The sequence below is a fragment of the Streptomyces sp. Ru71 genome, from assembly GCF_002920535.1.
In the GTDB taxonomy this organism is placed as follows: Bacteria; Actinomycetota; Actinomycetes; order Streptomycetales; family Streptomycetaceae; genus Streptomyces.
Genome location: NZ_PQSS01000024.1, coordinates 16,657 through 28,779 on the forward strand (window position 1 = coordinate 16,657; position 12,123 = coordinate 28,779).

Annotated in this window: 10 protein-coding genes; 6 read left to right on the plus strand and 4 right to left on the minus strand. The window is 71.2% G+C overall.

The window, feature by feature from the left end; translation table 11 throughout:
• The first annotated feature begins 15 nt into the window (after nt 1-15).
• A complete protein-coding gene (locus tag C3489_RS16725) occupies nt 16-2,235 on the plus strand; it encodes a protein kinase (protein ID WP_103782629.1) in 2,220 nt (739 codons plus the stop codon).
• Between the two features lie 31 nt (nt 2,236-2,266).
• On the opposite strand, the gene nadA is transcribed toward C3489_RS16725, so the two are convergent.
• A complete protein-coding gene (gene nadA / locus C3489_RS16730; RefSeq protein WP_103782697.1) occupies nt 2,267-3,451 on the minus strand; it encodes a quinolinate synthase NadA in 1,185 nt (394 codons plus the stop codon).
• 269 nt (nt 3,452-3,720) lie between these two features.
• On the opposite strand from nadA, the gene C3489_RS16735 reads away from it, so the two are divergent.
• The gene (locus C3489_RS16735; RefSeq protein ID WP_014672245.1) at nt 3,721-4,077 is read left to right on the plus strand and encodes an iron-sulfur cluster assembly accessory protein; all 357 of its coding nucleotides are present in this window, start codon (nt 3,721-3,723) and stop codon (nt 4,075-4,077) included.
• An 88-nt stretch (nt 4,078-4,165) separates the two neighbouring features.
• Here the strand turns inward: C3489_RS16735 and C3489_RS16740 are convergent, their stop codons facing one another.
• Nucleotides 4,166-5,764 carry a hypothetical protein gene (locus C3489_RS16740; protein WP_103782630.1) on the minus strand — a complete coding sequence of 533 codons (1,599 nt, stop codon included), beginning with the start codon at nt 5,762-5,764 and terminating at the stop codon, nt 4,166-4,168.
• A gap of 160 nt (nt 5,765-5,924) precedes the next feature.
• Nucleotides 5,925-6,137: a hypothetical protein gene (locus tag C3489_RS16745; RefSeq protein ID WP_103782631.1), complete on the minus strand. Its 213-nt coding sequence runs from the start codon at nt 6,135-6,137 to the stop codon at nt 5,925-5,927.
• A 130-nt stretch (nt 6,138-6,267) separates the two neighbouring features.
• On the opposite strand from C3489_RS16745, the gene C3489_RS16750 reads away from it, so the two are divergent.
• Nucleotides 6,268-7,242, plus strand: coding sequence for a carbohydrate kinase family protein (locus C3489_RS16750; protein ID WP_103782632.1), 975 nt, complete (start codon nt 6,268-6,270; stop codon nt 7,240-7,242).
• A gap of 108 nt (nt 7,243-7,350) precedes the next feature.
• Here the strand turns inward: C3489_RS16750 and C3489_RS16755 are convergent, their stop codons facing one another.
• A complete protein-coding gene (locus C3489_RS16755) occupies nt 7,351-8,730 on the minus strand; it encodes a cysteine desulfurase/sulfurtransferase TusA family protein (protein WP_103782633.1) in 1,380 nt (459 codons plus the stop codon).
• A 258-nt stretch (nt 8,731-8,988) separates the two neighbouring features.
• Between C3489_RS16755 and coxB the strand changes: the two genes are divergently transcribed.
• Genes coxB through C3489_RS16770 form a run of 3 tightly spaced genes read left to right on the plus strand, consistent with a single transcriptional unit; the run spans nt 8,989 to nt 12,079 of the window.
• Nucleotides 8,989-9,948, plus strand: a complete 960-nt coding sequence (gene coxB, locus C3489_RS16760) for a cytochrome c oxidase subunit II (RefSeq protein ID WP_103782634.1) — start codon at nt 8,989-8,991, stop codon at nt 9,946-9,948.
• On the plus strand, nt 9,945-11,684 hold the full coding sequence (ctaD, locus tag C3489_RS16765; RefSeq protein ID WP_103782635.1) for a cytochrome c oxidase subunit I: 1,740 nt from the start codon (nt 9,945-9,947) through the stop codon (nt 11,682-11,684). Before coxB ends, ctaD begins: the two co-directional genes overlap by 4 nt.
• Nucleotides 11,681-12,079, plus strand: a complete 399-nt coding sequence (locus tag C3489_RS16770) for a cytochrome c oxidase subunit 4 (protein WP_103782636.1) — start codon at nt 11,681-11,683, stop codon at nt 12,077-12,079. Before ctaD ends, C3489_RS16770 begins: the two co-directional genes overlap by 4 nt.
• Nucleotides 12,080-12,123: the final 44 nt, after the last annotated feature.

A 12,123-nucleotide genomic window follows, 5' to 3' on the forward strand; every position in this document is an offset into this window, starting at 1 on the left:
GGGAGTGGGGGAGCGGTGCCGCTGCGCAAGGACGACCCCAGGTCGGTCGGCGGGTACAGGATCGTCGACCGGCTCGGGGCGGGGGGCATGGGCGTCGTCTACCGCGGCCGGTCGCGGTCGGGCCGCGAGGTCGCCGTGAAGGTGGTGCACGACCAGTACGCGGCGGACGGCGTCTTCCGGGCCCGATTCCGCCAGGAGATCGCGGCCGTCCGCAAGGTGAGCGGCGCGTTCACCGCGCCGGTGGTGGACGCCGACGCGGAGGCCGCGCGGCCGTGGATGGCGACCCAGTACGTGCCGGGGCCCTCGCTGGCCCGGCTGATCCGCAGTCAGGGAGCCCTGTCCGGGCCGGAGTTGCGGAGCCTGGCGCTGGGCCTGGTGGAGGCGCTGCGCGACATCCACCGGGCGGGTGTGGTGCACCGCGATCTCAAGCCCGGCAACGTCCTGATGGCCGACGACGGGCCCCGGGTCATCGACTTCGGCATCTCCCGGGCGGCGGGCAACCAGACCCTCACCGAGACCGGGCACCTGATGGGCACCCCGCCCTTCATGTCCCCGGAGCAGCTCACGGACTCCCGCTCGGTGGGCCCGCAGTCGGACGTGTTCTCGCTCGGCGCGCTGCTGGTGTTCGCGGTGTGCGGGCGGGGGCCGTTCGACGCCGACAGCCCGTATCTGACGGCGTACCGGGTGATGCACGAGGAGCCGGAGCTGGCGGCCGTACCGGAGCCGCTGCGGGACGTGCTCGCCCGCTGCCTGGCCAAGGACCCGGCCGCCCGCCCCGGCCTCGACGAGCTGGCCCGCGACTTCGTCGCCGCGCTGCCCGAGGAGGCGGCGGAGGACCCGCTCACGGTGATCCTCGGCAGCCTTGAGCCGCCCGCCGAGCCGGCCCCGCTCGACCAGGAGCCGCCGCGTCCGAAGCGCCGGTTCCGCTCCCGCCGGCTGCTGGCGGTGACCGGCACGGCCTGTGCGCTGGGCCTCGCGCTCACGGCGTATCTGCTGCTGGGCCGCCCGGACGGCACGGCGCAGGCCGGCGCCGAGGCCACCGCGGCGGCGAGCCGGGACGGGCTGCCCGAGGGCTGGCGGCCCTGGAAGACCACGGTGCTGCAGGCCGCGCTGCCCGCGCTCGACCCGGAGGCGGCCGGCACCAGCAGCAGCATCAGCGTCTCCACGGGGGACGGCTCCGGCCCCTGCCGGGTGAGCGGGGGAGCCGTCTACTGCGTGAGCGAGGGCGCCCTGCCGCTGCGGGTGGACGCGCGCACGGGCCGTACCGACTGGCGGGCCGCCGTGGCACCGCCGGGGACGAAGCGGGACGGCTACTCGCCGACCGCGCTCGGTCTGGTGGACGGCGTGCTGCTGGTGGAGCAGAACGTCGCGGACCAGCACGGCGAGAACTTCAAGGCCGGCGTGGTCGCGGTCGACGCCGCGGGCGGCCGCAAGCTGTGGTCGCGGCCGCTGAGCGACCAGCTCTCCGAGGAGACCGTCTCCGCCGGGCTGCTGCTGGCCCCGGACGCCACCGGCCGGGCGCTGACCGCGCGGGCGCCCCGCGACGGCTCGCTGCGCTGGACGGCGCCGCTGCCCACGGGCCGGACCTGCATCTTCTACGACGCCGGGGGCCGGCCGTACGCGGAGTGCGTCCGGGAGGACAGTGCGACGGGTGAGGACGGCGACCTGTACGCCGTGGCACCGGCCGACGGCCGTATGCGCCGGATCGCCCCGGCGCCCGCCGGCCGGTTCACGGGCATGGTCGGTGCGCGGCTGGCGTATCTGGAGATGGGCGACATGGGCGAGGACGGCTCGGAGTCCACGTACCGGAGCGTCGAGCTGATCGATCCCGCCACCGGCGTCCGGCAGACGGCGAAGCTGGGGCCCGAGTGCCGCGGGGCCGTGTCGCTCGCCCGCTCCACGCTGTACTGCGCGGCCTCGAACGGCCGGGTCACCGCCGTGTCGCCGCTGACCGGCAAGCGGCTGTGGCAGACCGCGACGACGCTGGTGCAGCCGGGCGAGGCGGTGACCGACCCGCGGGGCCGCACGGTCTACCTGGCCGCCGTCAGCGGTCAGGTGGCCGCCCTGGACGCGCGCGGCGGACGGCTGCTGTGGCAGTCCGCGTCGCACGCCGACCGCCCGGTGACCGACACCGGCATCCCGGCCCAGGTGATGTTCGACCAGGGCGCCCTGGTGGTCTCCACCCCCGACGGCACCCTGTTCTCGCTCGACCCGGGTCACCCCGACCGCACCTGAGCGGCGAGGTGACCCGGACCGGCGGGCCCCGCTACGGCAGCGCCAGCATCCGCTCCAGCGCCAGCTTCGCGAACGCCTCGGTCTCCTTGTCGACCTCGATGCGGTTGACGAGCTTGCCGTCGGCGAGCGACTCCAGCGCCCACACCAGGTGGGGCAGGTCGATGCGGTTCATCGTGGAGCAGAAGCAGACCGTCTTGTCGAGGAAGACGATCTCCTTGCCCTCGGGAGCGAAACGGTTCGCCAGGCGGCGGACCAGGTTCAGCTCCGTGCCGATGGCCCACTTGGAGCCGGCCGGGGCGGCCTCCAGGGCCTTGATGATGTACTCGGTCGAGCCGACGTAGTCCGCCGCGGCCACGACCTCGTGCTTGCACTCGGGGTGGACCAGCACGTTCACGCCGGGGATGCGCTCGCGCACGTCGTTGACCGAGTCCAGGCTGAAGCGGCCGTGCACCGAGCAGTGGCCCCGCCACAGGATCATCTTGGCGGCGCGCAGCTCGTCGGCGGTCAGGCCGCCGTTCGGCTTGTGCGGGTTGTAGACCACGCAGTCGTCCAGGGACATGCCCATGTCGCGGACGGCGGTGTTGCGGCCCAGGTGCTGGTCGGGCAGGAACAGGACCTTCTCGCCCTGCTCGAAGGCCCAGTCCAGGGCACGCTTGGCGTTGGACGAGGTGCAGATCGTGCCGCCGTGCTTGCCGGTGAACGCCTTGATGTCCGCGGAGGAGTTCATGTACGACACCGGGACCACCTGCTCGGCGATGCCGGCCTCGGTCAGCACGTCCCAGCACTCCGCCACCTGCTCGGCGGTCGCCATGTCGGCCATCGAGCAGCCGGCGGCGAGGTCGGGCAGGACGACCTTCTGGTCGTCGGAGGTCAGGATGTCCGCGGACTCCGCCATGAAGTGCACACCGCAGAAGACGATGTACTCGGCCTCGGGCCGGGCGGCCGCGTCGCGGGCCAGCTTGAAGGAGTCGCCCGTGACATCCGCGAACTGGATGACCTCGTCGCGCTGGTAGTGGTGGCCGAGCACGAAGACCTTGTCGCCGAGCCGGGCCTTGGCGGCGCGGGCGCGCTCGACCAGGTCGGGGTCGGAGGGCGACGGCAGGTCTCCGGGGCACTCGACGCCCCGCTCGCTCTTCGGGTCGGCCTCGCGGCCGAGCAGCAGCAGGGCGAGCGGAGTCGGCTGCACGTCGAGCTCCGGGGTCTGGGCGGTGGTCACGACACGCACCCTTTCTTCTTTTCGTCGAACTGACGCTATCTATCATAACCGGTTCACGTCAGTTTGACGATGGCCATCATGTCGATGTGACGTGAATCCCGGTGCCCACACGTCCCCTCGCGCCACGGGCCGCTGTGCGCTCACCGGCGTGTGTGCGAGCATGAGAAACAGCCAAGGAGAAAGACACGGGCATGCCCCGGAATGAATCCGAGGCCCTGCCGGTTGCACTCGTCGGCAAGCAGTCTCCGTACAACCCGGGAGAGATGTAGATGTCCGTATCGGACGAGACCACCACCGTCACCGACGGCATCATCCTGACCGACGCCGCCGCGGCCAAGGTCAAGGCCCTGCTCGACCAGGAAGGCCGCGACGACCTCGCGCTGCGTGTCGCCGTCCAGCCCGGCGGCTGCTCCGGCCTGCGCTACCAGCTCTTCTTCGACGAGCGGTCCCTCGACGGCGACGTCGTCAAGGACTTCGGCGGGGTCAAGGTCGTCACCGACCGGATGAGCGCTCCGTACCTCGGCGGCGCCACGATCGACTTCGTCGACACCATCGAGAAGCAGGGCTTCACGATCGACAACCCGAACGCGACCGGCTCCTGCGCCTGCGGTGACTCCTTCAGCTGACCCGCGCCCGCACAGCTGACACACGTCAAGGCGGCGGCCCCCTCCCACGGGGCCGCCGCCTTCGCGTGTGCCGGCTCGGGGCCGGGGCCTAGCCGCGCGGAGCGGACGGCAGACGGGCGCCCGGCTTCTCCAGGGCGATGCCCCTGCCGTCCGAGCCGACGACCCGGCGGTCGCCGAGCGGCTCCTTCAGCTGCACGGTGCGGTGGTAGAACTTCGCGATCATCACGCAGACCTTGTCCCGCCACGGGTTCGCGGTCACCGTCACGGTGACCCGGTCGCCGCTCTCCGCCGCCTTCACTTCGTACGAGGCGCACACCCCGCCCGTGAACGCCACGGTCAGCTCCCTGCCCTCGGCCGTGTAGCCGTCGACCTTCACGTCGTGCGGCGCCGGGGCCGCCGTCGAGCCGCCGCCGGGGCCGGTGGGCCGGGGGCTGGGCTGCCCGGTGGGCTCACCCGGGGGCGCCGACGGCGGCGTGGAGGGCCGGGCGGAGGTCAGGTACTTCGGGTCCAGCGCCGGATACGTCACCGTGAAATCGGCCGTGGCGCCCTGCGGCCGCACCTCGAACAGCCAGGACGGCACCAGCACCTGCCGGCCTGCCGAGTAGTGCGTGGCCAGCCCGAACACCGCCTCGCGCACGGTGATCACCTCGCGCTCGCCGCCGCCCGTGGGCCGGTCGCAGGGCGTCTCCAGCCGGTCCTTGAGCGGGACCGGGCCGGGGCAGCCGCCGATGCCCATCCGGTGCTTCGCGGTGGTCCCCGGTGCCGCGTTCATCAGGGCCAGCGTCTTCCGAGCGCTCAGTACGGGATACGTGTCGCCCTTGACCGGCGTCGTCAGCATCCCGCTGCCGCCGACCACCTGCCCCTGGGCGTCGACGATCACGCCGGTCGTCCAGCCGTGGGTGGGCAGCCCCCCGATCTCCGGCTCGGCGTTGACCACCCGGCGGGCGCCCATCACCTGGCTCGCGTCCAGCTTCGCGTCGTCCTGTCCCACCGCCTTCAGCACGGGCGCCGCCGCCTTCTCGGCCACCGCCACGCTCACCGGCTTCCCGGACGGCTCGGCCGGACCGGAGGTGCACACATCGCCCTTGCAGTTGTCGGTGCCCGGCGCGAACCGGGTGAACGTCCAGGTCCCCGGCGCCTGCCGGTTCACCTGGAGCATCGGCCCGGCCCCGTCCTTGCCGGTGCCCACCCGCCAGGTCTGCCCCTCGGCCACCGGCGCCCCCTCCACGCCGAGCGCCCGCGCCAGCCGGGCCACGTCCTGCGAGGACACCTCACCCGTCGCGCGGTACGCCGGCGCCGAGCCCGGCCCGTCGGGCAGCTCACCGCCGGCCCGGTAGGTCACGCCGTACGGATTCGGCTCGCCCGGTGCGATGCCCTCGGTCCCGCCGGAGTCCTGGCCGGCGGCGAAGTCGTCGAGCGCGAGCGGAGTGGGGGAGCCGCTGCTGCCGGGCGCCTTGGCATCGGCCGAACCGCCCGCCGCGTTCGCCGCGAGATACGCCCCACCGCCCCCGACCAGCAGCACGGCGCCGGCCACGGAGAGCGCGACCAGCGGAGAGCGCCGCCGCCGGCCCCGCTCGGGCACGGCGGGGGCACTCGGCGTCACGTCGGCGCCCTGCGCCCCATCCGCACTCTCCTCGGCACCGGCCGGGGCGGCCACGTCGTCGTTGTCGGGTCGCTCGGAGTTCACCGCATCGCTCCTTCGGCTGCACAACTGTCCCTCAACCCTGACCAGGCCCTGTCAAAGCGGCCTGCCGGAGGGTCGTATCGCGTATCCCCTCCCTGGGGGACAGCGATGGGACGCAGCGGGGGAGCGCACGGTTCCCCTCCCTACGCCGAACGGGTCGCGGTCAGTCGCCGTAGTCCGACATCGCCTCCAGCAGCCGGGCCGAGGCGGCCGGAACCGACACGCCGTGGATGAGGGAGGGCGGCACCGGCGAGGACACGGGCCGCTCGGGGGCCGCCCAGTGCGGAGCCATCCGGGCACCGTCGCCGATCAGCGACGCCAGATCGCCGCCCTCGGAGTCGGCCGGCGCGGTCCGCGGAAAGTCGAGTTTCGTCATAGCGGAACGTTAGGCAGCGTCCGGCGGGCCGGGAAAGATCTACTATCGGGTAGTTTCCCCCGCTACTGAGCCACCCCCTCAAGCGGGTAGCGTGAACTGTCAATCCCCTCCACACAGGAGCGTCCACGCCGTGCGCATCGCAGTCACCGGCTCCATCGCCACCGACCACCTCATGACCTTCCCCGGCCGCTTCGCCGACCAGTTCGTCGCGGACCAGCTGCACACGGTCTCGCTCTCCTTCCTGGTCGACCAGCTGGACGTACGGCGCGGCGGGGTGGGCGCGAACATCGCCTTCGGCATGGGCCAGCTCGGCACCGGGCCCGTCCTCGTCGGCGCCGCCGGCTCCGACTTCGCCGAGTACCGGGCCTGGCTGGACCGGCACGGCGTCGACACCGGCTCCGTGCGCATCTCGGAGACCCTGCACACCGCCCGCTTCGTGTGCACCACCGACGCCGACCACAACCAGATCGGCTCCTTCTACACCGGCGCCATGAGCGAGGCCCGCCTCATCGAGCTCAAGACCGTCGCCGACCGCGTCGGCGGCCTCGACCTGGTGCTGATCGGCGCCGACGACCCGGAGGCGATGCTCCGGCACACCGAGGAGTGCCGCTCCCGTGGGATCCCCTTCGCGGCCGACTTCTCCCAGCAGATCGCCCGGATGAACGGCGACGAGATCCGGATACTGCTGGACGGCGCGACGTACCTGTTCTCCAACGAGTACGAGAAGGGCCTGATCGAGACCAAGACCGGCTGGAGCGACGAGGAGATCCTCGCCCGCGTCGGCCACCGCGTCACCACGCTCGGCGCGCGCGGCGTGCGCATCGAGAAGGCCGGCGAGCCCCCGATCGAGGTCGGCTGCCCGGACGAGGAGCGCAAGGCCGACCCGACCGGTGTGGGCGACGCCTTCCGGGCCGGCTTCCTGTCCGGCCTGGCCTGGGGCGTCTCCCTGGAGCGCGCGGCGCAGGTCGGCTGCATGCTCGCCACGCTCGTCATCGAGACGGTGGGCACGCAGGAGTACCAGCTGCGGCGGGGGCACTTCATGGAGCGGTTCACCAAGGCGTACGGGGACGAGGCTGCGGCGGAGGTTCAGAAGCACCTGTCCTGACACCGGGCGGCTGTTCGGCTGCCCCGGTTTCGCCGTTGCCGGGTGCGGGTGCGTGGGGGGCTGGCCGTGCAATTCCCCGCGCCCCTTGGTGGGTCACCGCGCCCGGGGTCACTGCGCCCGGCGTACCACGTAGGCCGTTCCTCTGTCCGCCGGCTCCTCTCCCAGGTACTCCTGGTCGCGCATCTCGCACCACGCCGGGATGTCCAGGCGGGCCGCCTCGTCGTCGGAGAGGACGCGGACCGTGCCGCCCACCGGAACGGTGCCGATGACCTTGGCCAGCTCGATCACGGGCAGCGGGCAGCGCTTGCCCAGGGTGTCGACGACCAGCTCGTCCCCGGCCACCACCGCCGCGGCCGGGGACGGCGCCCCCAGCTGCTCGCGCACGCCCGCCACCGCCCCCGGCAGCACGTCCAGGAACCGCTCGACGTCCTCCTCGCGGGTCCCCGGCGGCAGCGACACCCGCACATTGCCCTCGCTCAGCGCGCCCATCGCCTTCAGGACGTGGCTCGGCGTCAGCGTGCTCGACGTACAGGACGAACCGGACGACACGGAGAACCCCTCCCGGTCCAGGGCGTGCAGCAGCGCCTCCCCGTCGACATAGAGACAGGAGAAGGTGACGATGTGCGGCAGCCGCCGCCGGGCGTCGCCGACCACCTCCACGTCCGGCACCAGCCGCGGCACCGCCGCCCGGATCCGCTCCGTCAGCTCCCGCAGCCGTGCCGCCTCCTGGACCGCCTCCGCCCGCACCGCCCGCAGCGAGGCCGCCGCCGCCACGATCGCCGGCAGGTTCTCGAACCCGGCAGCCCGCCCGGACTCCCGCTCGTCCACCGGCCCTTGCGCCGCGAACCGCACCCCCTTGCGCACCGCGAGCAGCCCCACGCCCGACGGCCCGCCCCACTTGTGCGCGCTCGCCGCCAGCAGCGACCAGTCGCCCTCGACGGGCCCCCACCCCAGCGACTGCGCCGCGTCCACCAGCAACGGCACCCCGGCCGCCCGGCACACCTCGGCCACCTCGGCGACCGGCTGCACGGTCCCCACCTCGTGGTTGGCCGCCTGCAGACACGCCAGCGCGGTGTCCTCCCGCAGCGCCGCCGCGTACGCCGAGGCGTCCACCCGCCCGCCCCGGTCCACGGCCACCTCGGTCACCGTGCCCCCGTCCGCCTGATGCGCCTCGGCCGAATGGAGGACGCTGGAGTGTTCGACGGCGGACACGATCAGGTGACGTCCGACGCGCCGCCGCCCGGCCAGGGCCCCCGCGACACCGGTGTGGACGGCCCGGGTCCCGGAAGAGGTGAACACCAGCTCATCGGCCCGGCACCCCACGACCTCGGCAGCCGCCTCCCGCGAGGCATCCAGCAACATCCGCGCCCGGCGCCCTTCCCTGTACAGCCGGGCAGGATCAGCCCACCCCTCGTCCAGGGAGGCCTGGAGCGCCTGGCGGGCAACAGGATGAAGAGGAACGGCAGAAGCAGCGTCAAAGTAGGCCATACGGCAACGTTAGAACCCCGGCCCAGCCGCCCGACCCAGGGGCGCGGGGAACTGCGCGACCAGCCACAACGAACCCGCAGCCGCCAATCCAGCGAACCACCCAACTCAGTAGGCCCCCCTCCCCGCGAACCCCCGGAGGGCGTCGGCTAGGGTTTGGTCCGCATAAACATCCAAACCCCTGCCCGACGCAGGGCGGCGACCGACCAGCGAGAAGGCCGCAGCCGAACCGCGCGGGCGAGACTCTCGGGAAGGCGCTACGTGAGTCCCAACGGCTCCGACCGCTCGCCGCGGCGCCCGATGCGGCGGAAGCTGCTGCAGGCACTGACCGCGGGCCTGGTCCTGGCGACCGCAACCGGTTGCACATACAAGGACTTCCCCCGCCTTGGTATGCCCACCCCGACCACGGAAGAGGCTCCGCGGATCCTCTCCCTGTGGCAGGGCTCCTGGGCTGCCGCGCTCGCCGTTGGCGTGCTGGTGTGGGGTCTGATTCTGTGGAGTGCGATCTTCCACCGGCGCAGCCGCACCAAGGTCGAGGTTCCTCCGCAGACCCGGTACAACCTGCCCATCGAGGCCCTGTACACGGTCGTTCCGATCGTCATCGTCTCGGTGCTGTTCTACTTCACCGCCCGCGACGAGTCCAAGCTCCTCAGCCTGGACAAGAAGCCCGACGTCACGGTCAACGTGGTCGGCTTCCAGTGGAGCTGGTGCTTCAACTACGTCGAGAACGTCGACGGTTCCACCGGTGACGCCAAGACCGCCACCGAACTGAACGCCATCCCGGACCGGTTCAAGGACGCGTTCCCGGCCAACGCCGGCGGCGTGTACGACTGCGGCACCCCGGGCTCCCGGAACCCGCAGACCAACAACCCCGGTCCGACGCTGTGGCTCCCCAAGGGCAAGACGGTCCGCTTCGTCCTCACCTCGCGTGACGTCATCCACTCCTTCTGGGTGGTGCCGTTCCTGATGAAGCAGGACGTCATCCCGGGCCACACCAACGCCTTCCAGGTGACCCCGAACAAGGAGGGCACCTTCCTGGGCAAGTGCGCCGAGCTCTGCGGCGTCGACCACTCCCGGATGCTGTTCAACGTGAAGGTCGTCTCCCCTGAGCGCTACGAGCAGCACCTCAAGGACCTCGCCAAGAAGGGGCAGACCGGTTACGTTCCCGCCGGCATCGCGCAGACGAGCCACGAGAAGAACCGGGAGACGAACAACCTGTGAGCATCGTCAACGAACCTCAGGGTGCCTCGGCGGCCAATGAGCCGTACTACGAGGACGAGCTGCCGGTCCGGCGCAAGCAGCCCGGCAACGTCGTGGTCAAGTGGCTCACCACCACCGACCACAAGACCATCGGAACGCTGTACCTGGTCACGTCGTTCGCGTTCTTCTGCATCGGTGGCGTGATGGCGCTGTTCATGCGCGCCGAGCTGGCCCGTCCGGGTCTGCAGATCATGTCGAACGAGCAGTTCAACCAGGCGTTCACGATGCACGGCACGATCATGCTGCTGATGTTCGCGACGCCGCTGTTCGCGGGCTTCGCGAACTGGATCATGCCGCTGCAGATCGGTGCCCCCGACGTCGCGTTCCCGCGGCTGAACATGTTCGCCTACTGGCTGTACCTGTTCGGCTCGCTGATCGCGGTGGGCGGCTTCCTCACCCCGCAGGGTGCGGCCGACTTCGGCTGGTTCGCCTACTCCCCGCTGTCGGACGCGGTCCGCTCGCCGGGCATCGGCGCCGACATGTGGATCATGGGTCTGGCCTTCTCCGGCTTCGGCACGATCCTCGGCTCGGTCAACTTCATCACCACGATCATCTGCATGCGCGCTCCGGGCATGACCATGTTCCGCATGCCGATCTTCGTGTGGAACGTGCTGCTGACCGGTGTCCTGGTCCTGCTGGCCTTCCCGGTCCTGGCGGCCGCGCTGTTCGCCCTGGAGGCGGACCGCAAGTTCGGTGCCCACGTCTTCGACGCCGCCAACGGCGGAGCCTTGCTGTGGCAACACCTCTTCTGGTTCTTCGGACACCCAGAGGTGTACATCATCGCGCTGCCGTTCTTCGGCATCATCTCCGAGGTCATCCCGGTCTTCTCCCGTAAGCCGATGTTCGGCTACATGGGTCTGATCGCGGCCACCATCGCGATCGCCGGTCTGTCCGTGACGGTGTGGGCGCACCACATGTACGTCACCGGCGGTGTGCTGCTGCCGTTCTTCTCCTTCATGACCTTCCTGATCGCGGTCCCGACCGGTGTGAAGTTCTTCAACTGGATCGGCACCATGTGGAAGGGCAGCCTGTCCTTCGAGACCCCGATGCTGTGGGCGACCGGCTTCCTGATCACCTTCACCTTCGGTGGTCTGACCGGTGTCATCCTGGCCTCGCCGCCGATGGACTTCCACATCTCGGACTCGTACTTCGTGGTGGCGCACTTCCACTACGTGGTGTTCGGCACCGTCGTCTTCGCGATGTTCTCCGGCTTCCACTTCTGGTGGCCGAAGTTCACCGGCAAGATGCTCGACGAGCGCCTGGGCAAGATCACCTTCTGGACGCTGTTCGTCGGCTTCCACGGCACCTTCCTGGTGCAGCACTGGCTGGGTGCCGAGGGCATGCCGCGTCGTTACGCCGACTACCTGGCGGCGGACGGCTTCACGGCCCTGAACACGATCTCGACGATCTGCTCGTTCATCCTCGGCGCGTCGATCCTGCCGTTCTTCTACAACGTGTGGAAGACCGCCAAGTACGGCAAGCCGGTCGGCGTCGACGACCCGTGGGGCTACGGCCGCTCCCTGGAGTGGGCCACCTCCTGCCCGCCGCCGCGGCACAACTTCCTCACCCTGCCGCGGATCCGCAGCGAATCCCCGGCGTTCGACCTGCACCACCCGGAGATCGCCGAGCTGGAGCAGCTCGCGCACGCCGGCCACGGTGAGAAGGCCATTGCGGGCGGCAAGGAGGCCGGCAAGTGAAGGTCCAAGGCAAGATGTTCATCTGGCTGAGCGTCTTCATCCTCGCCATGGCGGTCGTCTATGGCGTGTGGTCGAAGGAGCCGGCCGGTACCACGGCCCTGTTCCTGGCCTTCGGCCTGTCCATCATGATCGGCTTCTACCTCGGCTTCACGGCCAAGCGGGTCGACACGGGTGCGCAGGACAACAAGGAGGCCGACGTCGCGGACGACGCGGGTGAGCTGGGCTTCTTCAGCCCGCACAGCTGGCAGCCGCTCTTCCTCGGTGTCGGTGGCGCCGCCGCCTTCCTCGGCGTGGCCGTCGGCTGGTGGCTGCTGTACTTCGCCGCCCCGGTCATCCTCCTCGGCATCTTCGGCTGGGTCTTCGAGTACTACCGCGGTGAGAACCGCACGCAGTGACACGCGCTGAGCGCGGCTGAGCCCGGACACTCCTCACGGAGCGT